The 17,798-nt window shown below is 58.8% G+C and carries 18 protein-coding genes and 2 tRNA genes; 1 reads left to right on the top strand and 19 read right to left on the bottom strand.

Features of this window, described 5'->3' with window-relative positions; genetic code table 11:
- Window position 1: 1 nt before the first annotated feature.
- From ACMYUN_RS13055 to ACMYUN_RS13010, 10 genes are all read right to left on the bottom strand, one after another.
- The gene (locus ACMYUN_RS13055; RefSeq protein ID WP_415763910.1) at window positions 2-253 is read right to left on the bottom strand and encodes a hypothetical protein; all 252 of its coding nucleotides are present in this window, start codon (window positions 251-253) and stop codon (window positions 2-4) included.
- Window positions 254-779: 526 nt separating this feature from the next.
- The gene (locus ACMYUN_RS13050) at window positions 780-1,139 is read right to left on the bottom strand and encodes a hypothetical protein (RefSeq protein WP_415763909.1); all 360 of its coding nucleotides are present in this window, start codon (window positions 1,137-1,139) and stop codon (window positions 780-782) included.
- Window positions 1,140-1,643: 504 nt separating this feature from the next.
- A complete protein-coding gene (locus tag ACMYUN_RS13045) occupies window positions 1,644-2,525 on the bottom strand; it encodes a hypothetical protein (protein ID WP_415763908.1) in 882 nt (293 codons plus the stop codon).
- A 115-nt stretch (window positions 2,526-2,640) separates the two neighbouring features.
- Window positions 2,641-2,716 (bottom strand) — tRNA-Thr (locus ACMYUN_RS13040).
- Window positions 2,717-2,791: 75 nt separating this feature from the next.
- Window positions 2,792-3,628, bottom strand: coding sequence for an FkbM family methyltransferase (locus ACMYUN_RS13035; protein ID WP_415763907.1), 837 nt, complete (start codon window positions 3,626-3,628; stop codon window positions 2,792-2,794).
- A 345-nt stretch (window positions 3,629-3,973) separates the two neighbouring features.
- Entirely contained in the window at window positions 3,974-5,209 is a 1,236-nt protein-coding gene (locus tag ACMYUN_RS13030; protein ID WP_415763906.1) for a methyltransferase, read from the bottom strand.
- Window positions 5,190-5,879: an ABC transporter permease gene (locus ACMYUN_RS13025; protein ID WP_415763905.1), complete on the bottom strand. Its 690-nt coding sequence runs from the start codon at window positions 5,877-5,879 to the stop codon at window positions 5,190-5,192. The genes ACMYUN_RS13030 and ACMYUN_RS13025 overlap by 20 nt, the downstream gene beginning before the upstream one ends.
- Complete coding sequence (locus ACMYUN_RS13020; protein ID WP_090288376.1) at window positions 5,876-6,571, bottom strand: ABC transporter permease; 696 nt, start codon at window positions 6,569-6,571, stop codon at window positions 5,876-5,878. The genes ACMYUN_RS13025 and ACMYUN_RS13020 overlap by 4 nt, the downstream gene beginning before the upstream one ends.
- 77 nt (window positions 6,572-6,648) lie before the next feature.
- A complete protein-coding gene (locus ACMYUN_RS13015; protein ID WP_039756562.1) occupies window positions 6,649-7,398 on the bottom strand; it encodes an ABC transporter substrate-binding protein in 750 nt (249 codons plus the stop codon).
- A gap of 13 nt (window positions 7,399-7,411) precedes the next feature.
- The gene (locus tag ACMYUN_RS13010) at window positions 7,412-8,185 is read right to left on the bottom strand and encodes an ABC transporter ATP-binding protein (RefSeq protein WP_024011209.1); all 774 of its coding nucleotides are present in this window, start codon (window positions 8,183-8,185) and stop codon (window positions 7,412-7,414) included.
- A gap of 543 nt (window positions 8,186-8,728) precedes the next feature.
- On the opposite strand from ACMYUN_RS13010, the gene gabP reads away from it, so the two are divergent.
- Window positions 8,729-10,120: a GABA permease gene (gene gabP / locus ACMYUN_RS13005; RefSeq protein WP_129998313.1), complete on the top strand. Its 1,392-nt coding sequence runs from the start codon at window positions 8,729-8,731 to the stop codon at window positions 10,118-10,120.
- Between the two features lie 70 nt (window positions 10,121-10,190).
- Here gabP and ACMYUN_RS13000 read toward each other — a convergent pair whose 3' ends face one another.
- From ACMYUN_RS13000 to ACMYUN_RS12960, 9 genes are all read right to left on the bottom strand, one after another.
- Window positions 10,191-10,643, bottom strand: a complete 453-nt coding sequence (locus ACMYUN_RS13000) for a hypothetical protein (RefSeq protein WP_129998312.1) — start codon at window positions 10,641-10,643, stop codon at window positions 10,191-10,193.
- A gap of 6 nt (window positions 10,644-10,649) precedes the next feature.
- Window positions 10,650-11,063, bottom strand: a complete 414-nt coding sequence (locus tag ACMYUN_RS12995) for a hypothetical protein (RefSeq protein ID WP_236168218.1) — start codon at window positions 11,061-11,063, stop codon at window positions 10,650-10,652.
- Window positions 11,064-11,092: 29 nt separating this feature from the next.
- Window positions 11,093-12,028 (bottom strand): alpha/beta fold hydrolase, encoded by a 936-nt coding sequence (locus tag ACMYUN_RS12990; RefSeq protein ID WP_415763904.1) that lies wholly within the window; start codon window positions 12,026-12,028, stop codon window positions 11,093-11,095.
- A 106-nt stretch (window positions 12,029-12,134) separates the two neighbouring features.
- The gene (locus ACMYUN_RS12985; RefSeq protein WP_310404261.1) at window positions 12,135-13,190 is read right to left on the bottom strand and encodes a PDDEXK nuclease domain-containing protein; all 1,056 of its coding nucleotides are present in this window, start codon (window positions 13,188-13,190) and stop codon (window positions 12,135-12,137) included.
- A 183-nt stretch (window positions 13,191-13,373) separates the two neighbouring features.
- Window positions 13,374-13,718 carry a hypothetical protein gene (locus ACMYUN_RS12980; RefSeq protein ID WP_415763903.1) on the bottom strand — a complete coding sequence of 115 codons (345 nt, stop codon included), beginning with the start codon at window positions 13,716-13,718 and terminating at the stop codon, window positions 13,374-13,376.
- 95 nt (window positions 13,719-13,813) lie between these two features.
- A tRNA-Phe gene (locus tag ACMYUN_RS12975) sits at window positions 13,814-13,889 on the bottom strand.
- A 91-nt stretch (window positions 13,890-13,980) separates the two neighbouring features.
- On the bottom strand, window positions 13,981-14,253 hold the full coding sequence (locus ACMYUN_RS12970; RefSeq protein ID WP_415763902.1) for an oxidative damage protection protein: 273 nt from the start codon (window positions 14,251-14,253) through the stop codon (window positions 13,981-13,983).
- Entirely contained in the window at window positions 14,250-15,317 is a 1,068-nt protein-coding gene (gene mutY / locus ACMYUN_RS12965; RefSeq protein ID WP_039756580.1) for an A/G-specific adenine glycosylase, read from the bottom strand. Before mutY ends, ACMYUN_RS12970 begins: the two co-directional genes overlap by 4 nt.
- Window positions 15,314-17,530, bottom strand: coding sequence for an AsmA family protein (locus ACMYUN_RS12960; protein WP_415763901.1), 2,217 nt, complete (start codon window positions 17,528-17,530; stop codon window positions 15,314-15,316). Before ACMYUN_RS12960 ends, mutY begins: the two co-directional genes overlap by 4 nt.
- Between the last annotated feature and the right edge of the window lie 268 nt (window positions 17,531-17,798).

Here is a 17,798-nt window from a genome sequence, read left to right as displayed (position 1 = left end):
CCTAATCGTCGGCGTCGAGGTCTAGTAGCGATTCCACCGCATAGGCCAATGCCGCGTCCGCTAACTCAAGCAAATCACTCAGTTCGTCAGCATCAATGAAACGGCCCTGGTGCAGGGCATGCGCTTGCTTGAGCAATGCTTTGTGGTGGGCGCCGGGCATCGCAAGCAGCGCCACTTCATCGCGCAGCATCACCCGCCATTGCGCAACTCCGTGTGGCTCCGGAGCTATGGCTTCAGCAGATTCTCTATTCATCGGATATACCTACCTTGTCGATATACTGTATATGCAAACAGTATATCGGCAGGCAAAGCGCTCCACATCTGCGCGGCGACTGACGGAGTGGGATTCATCGAGCCGGTCGACCGATTGAGCCGTAAAACTCCCGCCGCGCGTAAAAAACATCTCAAAAAGCACTTATCCCCCTCCCGCCAACGGGCCTTGTGTCCTTTTTTTGTGCAAATGCGGATGTAGTACTAACAAACCTGCAGCCCAGGCTGGCCGTGGGGCTCTGCAGGCGATCGGCTATTTCACAGGATGCAAAGCTTTGAAGGGAAATGCAGTGCGGTTGCACAGCTACGTAATAGGCACGCCGGAAAGGGATAACGCTGGAGTGCCCGGTTTCATTGGGCGGAAATATTTAAAACGTGGATTTATGTGTGTTTTCGAAAACGCGGACGTTCTTTCTCAGGCGGAGATTTGTTGTGCGCGGGGGAGATCGAATTCACTGCAAGCCCAGCGGAGCAAGGGTTACCGATGGGCCGCAGCGTTTCATAGGGTTTCATGCCTCCTCAGCCTCAACCATTCTGAGGTGGGGCAGGTCGCTCATGTTCTGAAGGCGCGTGAACTCCCTGGTGACTATCGGGATCAGCACGCGGTTCAAAGCATCGCGCAACCTCACAGCCTGGTCTTCGTTGAGCTTCTTTACGGTCCCGGTTTGTCCGCTGGCACAGCACACACTGTCGGGATGAATGCCCAGGTCGTCCATGGTGCCGTCGATGTAGCCGCGCAGGTATTCGCCGCGTTGGAATAGGATTGAGCTTTCGGGGGCTTCTTGGTAATCCCAATGAACCTCCCAAGCCGCGCTTTTCTTGATGATTTCAATGATAGGTAGTGCTGCTCGGGATGCTGTATTACGCATGTTTATTCTTCTCGATCAGTGTGCGCTAGGGCATTTGGAAGGATAGCTTCGAGACACCTCGTTGAAGTTTATTTAGGTTGACCCTCAAAACCCTGTCAGATCATGGATATCCGTCAGCTGATCCTCTGGAGACCCCGTATTTACTGGGCTTCAGCTCTGACACTGAGGATGGATGTTTGTGTCAGATCTGCCATAAGAAAAATAAAATCCTTATAAATCAATGGTTTAAAATTACTGAAACTGACACTGCTCTTTTGTCAGGTTTTGACGGGTCACTGACACGGTTCTGACACTAATGAAAAGCGCTGAAAGCCTTTGATCATAAGGGATAGAGAGTAGTTGAATAGAAATCTGACAAAACTGACAAGCTTTTGAGGGGTCAACCTTATTTTTTTTCGCCTCGCATAGGGGGCGTTTCGTCATACCCGCTAACATTGCAATGACTCTAAAAATTTGAGCTATCACACAGCGCTATTGGCACGGATCGAGCCTTAGCCGCGAGCTTCAACGTTGATCAGGTGAGGGGTTTGAGTCTGCCAACTCTGGGCTAGCAGCCAGGAGAATTCTGCGTACTTGGCGAGTCCAGCGCCGAAGTAGAAACAGGCAGGTCGCTACAGCCGTTGCGGTTGATATAACCGCGATTGCAACAAAAATTCCCCATTGATTCCGCAAAACCAACTCGCCCACGGCGTTTCCCACCAGTTGCATTGCACTAAAATACGAAACTAGTCCTACGAAAAGGGATACAACCTTGGGTACTCCGAACGTTGGCCTTTCGAAGTGGACGAGGCTAAACAGTACTGTCAGGCACAAAAGTCCCCACCCGGCCACCCCGTTCAAGACTGGCTTCAGGTATCGAATGTAGATCGGCTTGGGGAGAGTCAGGTCTGCAAAGGAAATATGTTGAATGCCCGCTATCCGTGCCCGGGCGCTGTAAACAGGCTTCTCACCTGAGGTGATGATGCTAAGGGAGATGGAGTCCTTGGGATTAGAAAGGTGCGGCGCAATCCGTATTACATTCCCCGATAGGGTTATTTCTGCAGGAATGTCGTGGGGAGTGGTGTCTGTGATCCGCGCTGTGACTAGCTTTGCGCCATCACCGATAAGGATTTCAATAGGCTTGTCGAAGTCGGAGCTCAACACAGTCTTGGATCCTGTATTAACAAGCTCCAGAGATGAGGAGTAAGGAGATTCTAGCTTTTTGCCGTCTAACACGACCTGCAAATCCAAAATTTTCGACGCCGGTTCAAGTGAGGTACTTGAGCTCAGGCGTAGCTCCATACTCTTAGAGGACAGGTCGGACTGCCAAACCAACGGCACAACAATGCCGAGAATCGCCACGGCAAGGGTGAGGATAAACTTCCAGTCGAAAACTCGCCATTTCATAGCGTCACCTGATGTCAATCCCTAACATGCCGTCTCGAAAACACTGGTGTTACGTGCGATGTTACGTGTAGCGCAAAAAACAAAGGCCTGCATCGCTGCAAGCCTTTGATTTATATGGTGCCGGCACCAGGAGTCGAACCCGGGACCTACTGATTACAAGTCAGTTGCTCTACCAACTGAGCTATACCGGCGTGTGGGCGACGATTATAGCGATTGGGAAGATCCTGTAAACCCCTGAATTCAGACTATTTTTGCGTTGCCGCATATCACGCTCTGCGCAGTACGTTTCGCAGCTTCCGCAGTGCTCGCACTGTGCGGCTGTTTTGCAGTGCATGCAGTTGGCTTTCAACCTGTTCGGCGCGATGCAGGGCGTCGGCGAGTTGTCTGGCGGTGTCGGGCTCGTCGGGGCTGAGTGGATGCGCAAGGGCGTGGCCGCGGCAGAGCTGGAAGTTGTCGAGGTTGCAGGGCGGGATGTCGAACGCGGGTTTGAGGTTGAGGTGTTCGTTGGCGAGGAACCAGGTGTTGAGGCCATCGAACAGGATTGATTGGTAGCCGGCATCGGTGACCAGGTGTTCCCAGGTGTGATCGCGCAGCCATGGGGTTTCGATGAGGATGATCCAGGGGCGGAAGCGGTTGAAGTCCATGCCGCGCAGGACGGTTTCTTCGTGGCCTTCGACGTCGATCTTGAGGAAGTGGATTGGGCGGTCGGGGGCGTGTTGTTCGCAGAGCGAGGTGAGTGTGCGGGCCTCGACCGTAAAGCTCTGCACGGTCATGCCGAGGTCTTTGCGTTGTTGGGCAACGACGGGGTCGGCGGTGGACAGGCCGGTGTCCGGGATGCCGTAGAAGGTTACGGCGCCGGGCTGGTCGCTGGCGATGCATTGCACGGTGGTGTCGCGCGGGCGTTGCTGGCAGAGCGCGTCGTAATAATCCTGCATCGGTTCGACGTTGATTCCGTGCCATCCATGATCGTAGAACGCTTTGGTGACCGAGTCGTGGTTCGGGTCGTTGGCGCCGACGTCGATGTAGAATCCGTGTTCGAACTGCTTGAGCGCGCGCCACAGGCGGACGTCTTCGAAGTTCTGTGCATAGGAGATGAACGTCACGGTCGCTTCCTGTCGGTCGATTTTTTATTGTTCAGGCATGTGCCGGCGAGGCGGTGAGGCTTTGTATAGCAAGGCTGGCGGATGCTCGCAATTATTCACTTTGGATGCCCGGTATTCGGCGGTTATGCCGTTTGATTGGCGGCTTATGCACAACGGGAAGCCTTGGTCACCGACTTAGTCCGGTTTTTTAGCAGGCATTCTCCATTTTGTATGCAAATCGCTGTTTTGCCGGTTTTTAATCTATGTGAACAAAAAATGACCAGAGCAGCACAAGGGCCGAAACAGGCGGTGATATTGGATCCGCGTAAATTTCATCAACAGAGTTATCCACAGGTTGGCGGGCTGTTATCCGCGCTCGGCCAAAAGCAGCAGATTACGCGGCGTCAGCGCCGTTTCGCAGAATGTGCCCAGACGCACGGCATAGCCTTGCTCGACCAGAAAAAGCGCGCGATCCAGATTCAGCCAAAGCTCCAGTGGCCGGCGGAATAGCCCGCGCAGCAATTCCAGGTTGCGAGCTTCGGCCAGACGTTGCCAACCGGCGGTTTCCAAATGCTCCCAATCCGTCGAGCCGGTTGTGGATAAGTCTTTGAGAGCGGCGAGATCGCGGCAGTAGTCAGCGAACGGTTTATCCAGCCAGGCGCTCGGCAATGACGGGGTGGGCAAGTATTCGTCAACGCCACGCAACTGCCGTTGCAGCAAGTCGAAGGCCAGTCGTCGCGCCATGGACGTGTCGCGCTGGCGTCGGACTCGTGCACCGGCGGTGACGGTTTCGCTCATCGGCAGTGCCAGATCTTCCCGCGATACCCGTAGGCAAGATCGCAGGCCGTTGGAGGACAGTGCCTGATATTCGCTGTGGACGGTGCGGTTGTAGCAACACGGCGCAATCGCCATCTGCTGGCACCCGGTCGCGCTGGCCAGTTGCATCAAGCGGACATGCAGATCGCCGCAAGCGTGGAGCGCGACGGGGGTGTGCGCAGCGTTCAACACGGCGGATGCGTCGGCCGCCAGCGCGTCCTGTTCGATGTGCAGAGCATGCAAATGGTGGCGCCGACTCAGTGCCTGACCGCTGGCAACCAACGCAGGATCGTACTCGACACACGTCAGTTGCTGTCCTGCGTTGAGCAACCGCCGGCCCAGATGACCTTTGCCCGAACACCAGTCCAGCCAATGCGTCGGCTGCGATGAAAAAGCCAAACGGCTGGCAAACGCCTCGATCTGTTGCCATTTGCGCCCCGGCACATCGACATTCAAGCGGTGGCCGGCGGTTTCAAGCGCATGCCCCGGCAGCGAACCGACCGCACTCAATTTTGCCGATAACTTTGCCAATGACGCGAACGGCTCAGGCGCATCGGCAAGATCAGCAGGCTGGTTATGAGCGTTCTCTGCGTCGCCCAGTGACCGCCCGCGTAGCCACGAAGACAACTCGGGGTAGGACGTTTCCCAAGGAAGCGAAAGATGCGTAAACGGACGAGGTTTCCAAAGCGCCTGATGCTTGATCAAAAAAGCATCCAGCGCGCGGAAGCGGGCGAGTAGGGCCTCGCCCGTCAGCACGTGGGAAGTATCAGCGGCCTTGGCAGGCATCGACGCGCAGCCAGCGCTCCAGCAGCTTGAAGCCGCGAACCAGCACGTAAGCCATGACCAGATATAACACGCCCGCGGCAAAGAAGATCTCAACCGGCAGATAAGTGCGCGCGATGATCGTGCGCGCCATGCCGGTCAGTTCCAGCAGGGTCACCGTGCTGGCCAGGGCACTGGCCTTGAGCATCAGGATCACTTCGTTGCTGTAGGCCGGCAGGCCGATCCGTGCTGCACGAGGCAGGATGATGTAGAACATCGCTTTGGGCCGGGACATGCCCAAGGCACGGGCGGCTTCGATTTCACCGGGTGGAATTGCCTGAATCGCGCCGCGCAGGATTTCAGCGATGTACGCCGCCGTATGCAGCGTCATGGTCACGGTTGCACACCAGAACGGATCGCGCAGGTACGGCCACAATGCGCTTTCACGCACCGCGTCGAACTGCGCCAGGCCGTAATAGACCAGAAACAGCTGCACCAGTAACGGTGTACCGCGGAAAAAGAAGATGTAGGCGTAAGGCAGCGAGCGCACGTACCAGCGCTTCGAAGACCGCGCGATGCCCAGCGGAATGGCGAGCAGCAGGCCGGCGATGACCGCAATGGCGACCAGTTCCAGCGTCAGGGTCGCGCCCTGCGCCAGTTTCGGCAGCCACTTGATAATGACTTCCCAGTTCATTGCGCGCTCCTCGCAAAGCCGCGAGCGGCGCGTTTTTCCAGAAAGTGCATGCCGGTCATCGCCAGTACCGTCAGGCCCAGATACATGACGGCCGCGACCATATAGAAGGTGAACGGCTGTTTCGACACGGTCACGCCGATTTGCGCGTGACGCATGATTTCTTCCAGGCCGATCACGGAAACAAGCGCGGTATCTTTCATCAAAATCATGAACAGATTGCCCAGCCCGGGCAGGGCGATGCGCCACATCTGCGGCATGATCAGGCGGGTGAAGATCCGCCATTTCGACAGGCCCAGGGCCTGGCCGGCCTCACGATGGCCCTTGGGAATGGCGAGGATCGCGCCGCGAAACACTTCCGTGGCGTAGGCGCCGAAGCACAGGCCCAGTGCGATCACACCGGCGGCAAATGCATTGAGTTGCAGGTCGGGGTTGCCGAAATACTCACCGAGGGCGCGCATCAGGTTGACCGTACCGAAGTAGATCAACAGCACCCAGAGCAATTCCGGGACGCCACGGACCAGCGTCGAATAAGTGCCGCCAAGCCATTGCAGCGGCTTGTACGGGGAAGTCTTGGCCAAGGCGCCGAGCAGGCCGAGCACCAGGCCCAGGCACAAGGCCGTAAGAGCCAGTTGGACGGTCATCAGCGCGCCAGCGGCGAGCGCCGGGCCGAATCCGTAGAGGTCGATAATCATGGGTTTCTGTTCAAATTGCGGCAGGCAAAGTCGGGAGCCGGCGCCGCTTGGTCACAGCGCCAGTCCCACAGGTCAGATCAATAGATGCTGAACGGGAAGTACTTGTCGTTGATTTTCTTATAGGTACCGTCAGCGACGATTTCCTTCAGTGCGGCGTTCAGCTTCTCGCGCAGAGGATCACCCTTGCGCACGGCGATGCCGATCTTGTCGCTTTCCACTACCGGGTCGCCCTTGAACTCGTAGCTCTTGCCGGCGTCGGTTTTCAGCCAGTCATAGTTGGCGTACTTGTCGGCGAGGATGGCGTCGACACGACCCGAGGTCAGGTCGAGGTAGGCGTTTTCCTGGGTGTCGTAGAGGCTGACCGAGATGTCATCGCCGTAGGTGTCTTCCAGCCAGGTGCCGGCCAGCGTCGCGCGCTGGGTACCGATCTTCTTGCCTTTGAGCGAGTCCTTGTCGGTTTTGAAATCGACGTTTTTCGGTGCAATGAACTGCAGCTTGTTCGAGTAGTACGGGTCGGTGAAGTCCACCGCGCCCTTGCGCTCGTCGGTGATCGACAGCGAGGAGATCAGGAAGTCGAACTTCTTCGCATTCAGGGCCGGGATGATGCCGTCCCAGTCGGACGTCACGACGGTGCACTCGACTTTCATCTTCGCGCACAGGGCGTCGCCGATTTCCTTGTCGAAGCCGACAACCTGGCCGCTGGCGTCTTTGTTGTTGAACGGCGGATAGGCCGCTTCGATGCCCATTTTCAGGGTCTCAGCCATGGCACCTGCGCTGAACGCCAAGGTGACGGCGGCAGCCAGGAAGACCTTTTTGAAATTCTGCATGCATGTTGCTCCGTTAGCGGTTGCTGGACATGAATTGTTTGCAGCGCGCCGAAAGCGGGTTATCAAACACCTGCTGTGGCGATCCTTGCTCTTCTATAAGGCCCTGATGAAGGAACACCACTTCGCTGGAAACCTGGCGGGCGAAGCCCATTTCGTGGGTCACGAGCAGCATAGTGCGGCCTTCTTCGGCCAATGCGCGGATGACACTAAGTACTTCCTGAACCATTTCCGGGTCAAGGGCGGAGGTGGGTTCGTCGAACAGGATCACCTTCGGTTGCATCGCCAGCGTGCGGGCGATGGCGGCGCGTTGTTGCTGACCACCGGACAATTGCGCCGGGTAGGCGTGGCGCTTGTCAGCGATGCCGACCTTGGCCAGCAACGCTTCGGCGACTTCGATGGCCTCGGCCTTGCTCTGGCCGAGCACGCGGCGCGGGGCTTCGATGACGTTGTCGAGCACGCTCATGTGCGGCCACAGATTAAAGTTTTGAAATACAAAACCAATCTCCGAGCGCAGGCGATTGATCTGCTTGCCGTCAGCAGCGACCAATTCGCCGTTCTTCGCGGCTTTGAGCTTGAGTTCTTCACCGGCCACCAGGATCTGGCCCTGGTGCGGGTTTTCCAACAGGTTGATGCAACGCAGGAACGTGGACTTGCCGGAACCGGAAGAGCCGAGGATCGAGATCACGTCGCCGTCGCGGGCGGTCAGCGAGATGCCTTTGAGCACCTCCAGCTGTCCGTAGCGTTTGTGCAAGTTGCGGATTTCAAGCGCGGGCGTGGCCTCAGCCATGTGCGTTCCTCATATATGTTGCGCTCCTGCTGTTGGCGGGCCTTCCTGGCGAGGCGGCCAAGCTAGCATAGCGTTTCAATGGCAGCCAACAGCGCTACGAGCGGTAAACGGGTGGCATGTGGCGGGTTGTCGCATCGGCGCAGCAGACTGTCGCCCCATCAACAACCGAACGGGTGTTTGATCGTGCAAACCCGTGGGTGCCGCGTAAAAAAAGGCGCGATGTTGCCAGCTTTGACGGGGTGTTGGAAGCGCTATCCGGCCGAACGTTCCTTATTCGCCCTTTTTCTGTGCGTCGCACACTTTTTCTGTGTGTTTCTGGTGCGCGGATTCGTCTTGAAAGTGAGTCGCCGGGTAACGTTCTGGCGAATAGCCATTAAACTCAAGGACTTGCATCGGATGCCGGGGCCCCCGGCACTCAAGGACCTGAAACATTTTGGCGCAAATATTGCGTGCAAAATAAGGAACAGGCCGTTGGATTCTTTTTACGAGAAAGAATTTTCAGACGCGCCGGATGCACTCGCTTTCCTTGCAAAGGTAGTCTCTATGAGCAGTACCCCAAGCTCCACAGGCCTCGAACAGGGGCTCAAACCGCGTCATGTGACCATGTTGTCGATCGCCGGTGTGATCGGCGCCGGTCTGTTCGTCGGCTCCGGCCACGCCATCGCTGCCGCTGGCCCGGCCGTGCTGCTGGCTTACGCCGCCGCCGGTACTCTGGTTGTGTTGGTGATGCGCATGCTCGGCGAAATGGCCGTGGCTTCGCCGGACACCGGTTCGTTTTCGACTTACGCTGACCGCGCGATCGGTCACTGGGCCGGTTTCACCATCGGCTGGTTGTACTGGTGGTTCTGGGTGCTGGTGATTCCGCTGGAAGCCAACGCCGCCGCAACGATTCTGCACGCATGGTTCCCGGGCGTGGATATCTGGGCTTTCGCGCTGGTCATCACCCTGCTGCTGACCGTGACCAACCTGTTCAGCGTGAAGAATTACGGCGAGTTCGAGTTCTGGTTCGCCCTGATCAAGGTGCTGGCGATCATCGGCTTCATCGGCCTCGGTCTGGCGGCGATTTTTGGCTTCCTGCCGACCAGTCAGGTCAGCGGTGTGTCGCATCTGTTCGACAGCGGTGGCTTCCTGCCCAACGGCATGGGCGCTGTACTGGGCGCGATCCTGACCACCATGTTCTCGTTCATGGGCACCGAGATCGTCACCATCGCGGCGGCGGAATCGAAGGACCCAGGCAAGCAGATCTCCAAGGCGACCAACTCGGTGATCTGGCGGATCGGTCTGTTCTATCTGGTTTCGATTTTCATCGTGGTGGCGCTGGTGCCGTGGAACGATCCTACCCTGGCCAACCTCGGTTCCTATCAGACAGTGCTTGAGCGCATGGGCATTCCCAACGCCAAGATGATTGTCGATATCGTCGTGCTGGTCGCGGTGACCAGTTGCCTGAACTCGGCGCTGTACACCTCCTCGCGCATGCTGTTCTCGCTCGGCAAGCGTGGCGACGCCCCGGCCATGTCGACCCGCACCAACAAGAGCGGCACGCCTTACTGGGCGGTGATGCTGTCGACCGGCGCAGCGTTCCTCTGCACCTTCGCCAACTATGTCGCTCCGGCCGCGGTGTTCGAATTCCTGCTGGCCAGCTCTGGCGCCATCGCCCTGCTGGTGTACCTGGTGATCGCCTTCTCGCAACTGCGCATGCGCAAGCAGCGCATGGCGCGCGGCGAGAAAATCGTCTTCAGCATGTGGCTGTTCCCCGGGCTGACCTGGGCGGTGATCATCTTCATCGTCGCCGCGCTGACCATCATGCTGTTCCAGGAAGCCCACCGCGTGGAAATCCTCGCCACCGGTCTGCTGAGCCTGATGGTGGTGGCTGCCGGTCTGCTGGTGTCGCGTCGTCGCAAGATGGAAAAGCGTGGTGCGGTGGTGTTGAACTGAGTCGCAACGCGTGATGTGAAAACGGCCGCTGTCAGGGTGACTAGCGGCCGTTTTGGTTTCTGAGAAGGGCTTATTCGCTCTTGTCTTCCTGGGTGTCTACCGACTTCCCATAAGCATCCAGCGCCACCCCGAAATCGGTGATGAACTGCGGCTCGCTCAGCCAGGCCTGGGCCTGTTCGATGGTCATGCCGTCGGCCCACATGCGGTAGTCGATGAGCATGTCGGCGGCGAGGTGGGTGGCGGCCATGCCTTCGTTGTCGGCGTTTTCCATGTCGAGCAGTTCAGGATGGTCGACGATGATGAAGGCCAGTTCGCGCAGCAGGGTCAGCAACATTTCGTTGCGGCTGACGGCTTCGGCGTCGCGCATTTTGCTGAACATCGCCAGGGTGTATTCCGGAATCGGCTCGGCGAGGTGGCCGAGGTCTTCGTCCTGATCCAGCGGTTTGCGCCCGACCATGCGGATTTGCTTGGCTTTGGCCTTGGCGCGTTTGGCGCGTTTCTGTTGCTTGTTCAGGGATGCCATGGGAGCTCAGTTCTTCTGTTGGGTTTGTGCCGCGATCGCGTCGGATGCCGCTACATAGTCAGCCTGGAATGCCGGGGATTCGATCCACGCCAGTGCGCCAGCCTCGTCGGTTTCCTGCGACCACTGGCGATACTCGATCAGCGCGGCGAGGATGAAATCCATCGCGCCTTCTTCGCCTTCCTGCTCGTACACCAGTTCCAGCAGCGGGTCTTCGAGGAACGCGCTGCACATGGCTTGCTGGCTGATCTTCTCGGCGTCGATCATTTTCTTGAACAGTTCGGTCAGGTCCACCGATTCGAAATCGATGCGGTCATCGTTCGGGTCCAGCTCGACCGGCGCTTCGGCGCGTTTGGTGCGGTTCTGCTTGGCCTTGGCTTTGGCTCGGGTGGCGCGTTTTTGCTGCTTGTTGGCGGAGGCCATGGAGTGTTCCGTCGTGCGTGGAGAAGGGCTCAACTGCGCGGGACTTGCCGGCCGGGTGTGTCGGGGGCCAGCGCGCCGTTCTGCAGCCAGGTCAGAGCGATGGGCCATAGTGTGGCTTGGTATGCGCTGCGAAAAAAGCCGAAATGTCCGACTTGTTGTTCGCCGATGTCCTGCGGCGCGATGCGCAGGTGAGTTTTTGTCGCGTTGCTGAAGTAGCCGAGCAGGCGTTCGATCGCAGGGATTGTGCCGTAAGGATCATCGGCGAGGCTGATTGCGAGGGTCTGCGCGCGGACGTCGGCGAAGGGCAGGGCGCCTGTTTTTTTCATCAGCGCGCGACCGCTTGGGCGTTGCTCGTAATGTGCGGTGGGCATGCTCCAGTCGCGGACCACGCCGGTTGGCGTGTCCTCCAGCCAACCTAGCCGTTTGCCTGGAAAATAGCCGCAGAGCAGCGCCATCAAAGGCATGACCACATGCCACTTGCCGAACATCCGCCAGCGCTGTTCGGGGGCGTAATCGCGCCAGTAAGCGAACTGCGCACCGACGGTAACCAGCCGTCGGATGACCGTGCCCGACGCTGCCAGGCCTGCCGCGCAGCCGCCGAAACTATGGGCGACTACATCGATTGGCTGACCGGGAAACTCCCGCTGCGCCCGTTTGAGCATCGCTTCGAAATCCAGCGCGCCCCAGTCGCTCCACGTGGCACGTAGCCCTTTGATCGATTCGCGGCGTGATTCGCCAATGCCCCGGTAGTCGTAGGTCATCACGTCGAAGCCGTGACTGAACAGATAGGCTGCGAACCTTGAGTAATGGCGACAGCGCACGGAGGTGGCGGCGTTGATGATGACCACCGAGCGCTGTGGATCGTGCGAACTATGGCGCCAGGTGAAGCCGCCGAGTGCGTAGCCGTCGTCGGCAGTTTCCTTGAAGGACGTGTCTTCAGCTGCAGTCGAAACTGGTTGGCTCAACTCTGCGTCTTCCAACTCAAATGGGGGCTGACTGCCCATGGCGCTTGACCTCGGTGGTTAGCTGCCCACCTTAGTCGCCGCGCTGATCAAGAACAATCCGGCCGGTTCATTCGGATTGAGTGAGCATGCGTTCTTCGATCAACGCCTGTTCGCGGTTGAGTTCGGCACGTAACTCTTCTTCGCTCGGCAGTATGGTCTTGTAGCTGCTGGCGAACAGTTGCTCATTGCCTTTGAGCATGGAGTAGCGCGCCACCGAGTCATTGCTCTCCGCGCTGAGAATGATGCCGACGGTTGGCTTGTCACCCTCGCTGCGTTTGAGCTCGTCATACATGCGCACATACATGTCCATCTGCCCGACATCGCGAGCACTGAGCTTGCCGCGTTTCAGGTCGATGATCACGAAGCACTTGAGCAGGTAGTTGTAGAAGACCAGGTCGATATAGAGGTCGACGCCATCAGTGCTGATGCGTTGTTGGCGGGCAACAAAGGAAAAGCCTTTGCCAAGTTCAAGCAGAAAGCTTTGCAAGTGGTCGATCAGGGCTTGTTCGAGGCCGCTTTCCCTGACTTTGCCTGCCGAGGGCAGGCCGAGAAATTCGAGCATGACTGGGTCGCGAATGAATTCCCGCGGATTGCATTTCATCGCGTCGATGTTGGTCGTGGCTTCCTCGACCACCTCGGCTTTGTCCTGACTCATCAGCAGGCGCTCGTAGTAGAGCGTCAGGATCTGACGATCAAGGGCACGGCTTGACCAGTTGAGGTCGGCGCATTCGTTCATGTACCACAGGCGCGCTTTCTCGCTTTCGACGCGTAGCAGGCGGCGGTAGTGGGTCCAGCTCAATTCGGGACGCAGTGCGTCTCGAATTGAAAATTTTTGATAAAACAGGCGCATCTTCCACAAGTTGGTTTCGTCGAACCCTTTCCCGAACTGCCCAGTCAGATCCTTTGCCAACAGGGCAATCAGTTGTTTTCCGTAACCCGCACGCTGAGCGCCTTTTTGTTCGAATTCGACGATATGCCGGCCGATTTGCCAACAGGTCTGCACTTGGATCGTGTCGACCGCGCGTAGCACTTTTTGCCGCGCCTGGCGAATCAGGTCGCCCAGTTCGCCCAGCAGTGAATCGATTTTCGGGTCTTGGGTTTCAGCAGGTTTTAGCTGGCTCATCGGGTCTTCCGCATTCTGGAAACAGAGGCGCAAGCATGCCGGGAATGGCGACGCAGGTATGTCGGGCGAACCTGCGAGTTCGGAAGGAAACGCGGGATTGGCGTTGCAGGACGCTGCCGCCGGAAGGCGCGTAACGGGGTAAATGTCCGTAGTCCATTTCGTACTTTTGCCCAGTCAATCGCATCATCGCGAGCGCTTGCCCTTCGGCCTCTGCTCACGACCTCGCCCTTTGCGATAAATCCACAACCCAAACACACCAATGGCCAGCATGAATGCCGTCCAGAAGCTCTGCCAAACGAACTCGAACCAGTATCGCCGAGGTTGCAGTGCCAAGGTGTAGGTGCTGCGCGGCCCACGATTGTTGGTGGTAATGGAGCCGCTGATCCAGCTTTCGATCAGCATGTAGATTGAAAGGCAGACGGCAATGGCAATCAGCACACCGGCGAGGACGGTCAGCCAATAACTCAAGCGGCTTTGCCGATACGGCGGGGGATGGGGCAGGAGGACGCGGGTTCGTTTCTGATTCATCGAGTGATGGCCCTTTTCCGTAAGGGGTAAGCAGTGTTCATCAAATCCCGGACATAAAAAAACCCTGAATCTTGCGATTCAGGGTTTTCGGTATTTGGTGCCCAGAGACGGAATCGAACCGCCGACACGGGGATTTTCAATCCCCTGCTCTACCGACTGAGCTATCTGGGCAACGGGGCGCATTAAAAGGGTTTTTCGGATTTACGTCAACGACTTTTTGAAAATTTCTTAAATTAATTCCGTCGCTTACGAAAACCCCGGGTTATTCGGATGGCGGCACGTAGCCTTCGGCCTTGGCGTATTCCTCGCCGGAGAAGTACTTGTCCATTTCGCCCTGAAGGAATTTGCGATCTTCGGGGTTCATCATGTTCAGGCGCTTTTCGTTGATCAGCAGGGTCTGGTGTTTCTGCCAGTCGGCCCAGGCCTTCGCCGAGACGTGGTCGAAAATATCCTGGCCCTTGGCACCCGGGAACGGGGCGCGTTCCAGCGCGGGCAGTTCTTCTTTGTACTTGCGGCACATTACGGTGCGGGTCATGGCGATTCTCCTGCATTCAAGACGGCGGCCGCGCGTTCGAGCAAGGTCTTGACCGGGGCAGCAAGGCCCAGGCGCGGCGGGGTGGCGAGGTTATACCAGAGCCAGTCGGCCTCGGCCACGTGATGGCTGGCTTCCTGCACCTGAACCAGCCACGGTTCGATGGACAACTGGAAATGGCTGAACGTATGGACGAGGCTCGGCAGCGCCTGCTGCTGGCCCATGGTCAGCGAGTGCTGATCGGCCAGATGCTGCAGATCTTCCAGATCATCCAGTTCTGGCAGGCTCCACAAACCGCCCCACAGTCCCGTCGACGGGCGGCGGTAAAGCAGAATCGCACCTTCGCCGTTGGCGAGCATTGGCATCAGCGTGCGTTTCTGCGGGATGGCTTTGCGTGGCTTGGGAATCGGGTAGCGGGTTTCCAGGCCAAGCATGTGCGCTTCACAGCCACGCTTGAGCGGACACAGCAGGCAGCTCGGCTTGCTGCGCGTGCAGAGTGTGGCGCCGAGATCCATCATCGCCTGGGTGTAGGCGTTGACCCGATCGTGCGGGGTGAAGCGCTCGGCGTTGGCCCATAGCTGCTTGGCGACCTTCGGTTCGCCGGGGTAGCCCTCTTGCGCGGTGAAGCGCGCGAGCACACGTTTGACGTTGCCGTCGAGGATCGGCGCGCGCAGGCCCATGCTGATGCTGGCGATCGCGCCGGCGGTGGACAGGCCGATGCCTGGCAGCTCGGTGAGTTTTTCCACGTCACGCGGGAATTCGCCAGCGTACTGGCTGACGACAATCTTCGCGGTCTTCTGCAGATTGCGAGCGCGAGTGTAATAACCCAGCCCGGTCCACAGGTGCAGCACCTCGTCTTCCGGCGCTGCGGCCAGCGCTTCGACCGTCGGCAGGGCTGCCATGAAGCGCTCGAAGTAATTGAGCACGGTGCTGACCTGAGTCTGCTGCAACATGATCTCGGATACCCAGACCCGGTACGGATTGATGTCCTGCTGCCACGGCAAATCGTGGCGGCCATGTCGGTCGAACCACTCCAGCACCGCCGTGGAAAACTGCTCCGCTGTCATCGCTTGAACAGCCCCTTCAACGCGTTTTTCAGTTCCGGGCTGACTTTGTCGCCCAGTTTTTCGTCGATTTTCTCGCTGAGCTTGTTGCCGGCCATCTTGCTGGCGACCTGACCGAGACGGTCATTGTCGATGCGGCAGGCCTTGGCGCCCAGTTCCAGCGGGCCACGGCAGCGCAGCGGCCACTCGATGCCGACGAACTTCTCGCCGACCTGACAGGCCGGGTCGGGCATGGCGCTGGTGTCGCCCTCGACGATGATGCCGACGCGGTAATCCATACCCAAAACGCGCAGGTCGATGTCGCCGTCACCGTTGACGGTCATGCCGGGAATGCGCACTTTCAGGTCCGGGTTGCTGGCGACGCCGTTGTGTACGGTCAGGTTGCCCTTGAGCTCCTCGAACGGCGTGTCCTTGCCCCGTGGCTCGCCGCTGAGGGATTTGCGGTTGAGGGTGGCGATGCCTTTGCACAATTGCTGTTCAAGGTTGGCGTTGAGCAGCACACCATTGTTGATGACGAAACTGGCGTTGCCGTTGAGCGTATCGATCAGCGCCTGCTGGCTGTTGCCGCTGCCGGTGAGGCTGCTGGTCAGCGTTACCAGACCTTTGACCGGCGGATTCTTGCCTTGGCTTTCGATGATTTTTTCCGCCGGGACGCGATTGAGCCGGGTCTGCAGGTTCAGCACCGGCGCGCTCGGGCGCACGTCGAGAGTGCCGTTGGCGACGAAGCCGCCGTTGTACAGATCACCGCTCAGGTTAGCCAGCGTCAGCAGGCCGCCCTGGCCGGTGGCTTTGAGCGCGGCGTTCTGGATCGGCAGTTTGTCGAGGGTCAGTTGGCCGAAGGTCAGGTCGGCGTCCACGTCGAGTTTGGCCAGGCGTTCGACCGGCAGCAGACGCTCGGTGCTCCAGGCGGTCTTGCTCGGTTTGTCCGGCAGCGGCGTGGTGCCTGCGACGGCACCGGCCTCAGTGCTGGCGACTTCGGCCTGACGCGTCTGCGTCGCGCTATTGGCCTGAGCCGATTTCGGTGGCAGGTAGCGGTCGACGTTGAACGTGTCGGCCTTGAGAATCGCGCGCAGCGACTGTTTGGCGAAGTCCTCGACGGCGATGCGGCCGCTGAAGCTGCTGTCATCGAGTTTCAGGTTGATGTTGTCGAACGACAGGCTGGTTGGGGTGGCCGCAACGCGGCTGACCAGTTCGACCTTGCTCAGGCTGCCTTCGCCCATCGCCGGCAGTGTCTGACCGATGCTGTCGACGAATTTCGCCAGATCGAACTGGGCAATGGAAATGCCGCCGCTGATCTGTGGCGTCTTGTCGAGGTCGTTGGCTTTCAGCTCGCCCAGGGCGCGCAACTGGTTGGCGGAGATCTTGATGCCGGTCCATTCGGCGACGTTCGCTGCCTTGTCCAGCAATAACTGGCCCTGAGCGGAGAAGGTCATGGTCTTGCCTTGCAGCGGATCGCCAGCGAGCTCGCCGGTCAGCTTCAGGTCCTCGAACTTGTAGCGCTGCAGGGCGCGCTCGAAGCGCAGCTCGCCGTTGAGCTCGGTGCGCACGCGCAGCACCGGTTGGTTGGTGCCGAGGAACGCGGTGGCTTTCACCGGGATATTGGTCGAATCGTGTACCGGACCGGTGCTCAGTTGAATGCTTTCGGCACTGAACTGCTTGCCGGTCAGCTCATCGGTGTATTCAACGCGGGCGTTGTTCACGGTCAGGCTATCGATGTCGAGGCGGATCGGCTGTGCCGGTTTTTCCACGGCGACGGTCGGCTCGCTGGCGGTCGCGCCCGGTGCGGCGGGCGCAGTGCTGCCGGGCGCCGCTGGGACTTTGCCGATGTCTTCCCAGTTGCCGTGGCCGTTCTTGTCACGGTTCAGACGCAGGTTGAGGCCCTCGACGCGCACGTCGCTCATCTGCACTTCGCGGCGCAACAGCGGCAGCACGCGCACGGACAGGCCGAGCATCTGCAAGTCGGCAAACGGTTCGGCAGGCTTGGCCAGGGTGGCGACGCTGGCCTCGTGCAATTCCAGGCCGAGCCACGGGAACAGGCTCCAGCCGATATCGCCATTGAGCGTCAGCTCGATGTGGGCCTTGTCGCGGGCTATCTGGCGGATCTCGTCTTTGTAGTCGTTGGGATCGAAGAGGTGGGTCAGGGCAAAACCTGCCGCCACAATGATCAGCAACAGCCCGAGAAGTACCAGACCCAGGATTTTGCCGAACGCTTTCATGGGCGAGTCCTTGTAGTTAGTCGAATTGGTCATATGGCCGGGGAGTATAGCGCTGCGAGCACCCGGTTCGGTGTGGCGTCATCCGCCGAGGGTCGGTAGCGGTACCTGCAACTTTGCCATTGGTCCCTGCGCTTGAGGATGCCCGGCGGGCACCAGACAGCGCAATTCGGCCCCCATTTGCGATGCCATTTTCTGCGCTTGGTTCACCGGCGGTTCAGCCATTCCAACGCGACAGGTAATTTTTCGCACGCACAAATGGGACAAGTAG

Origin of the sequence: Pseudomonas sp. CP4 (genome assembly GCF_047758505.1) — a bacterium.
Taxonomy (GTDB): domain Bacteria; phylum Pseudomonadota; class Gammaproteobacteria; order Pseudomonadales; family Pseudomonadaceae; genus Aquipseudomonas; species Aquipseudomonas fluorescens_AO.
This window is presented reverse-complemented; position numbering and strand designations above follow the sequence as displayed.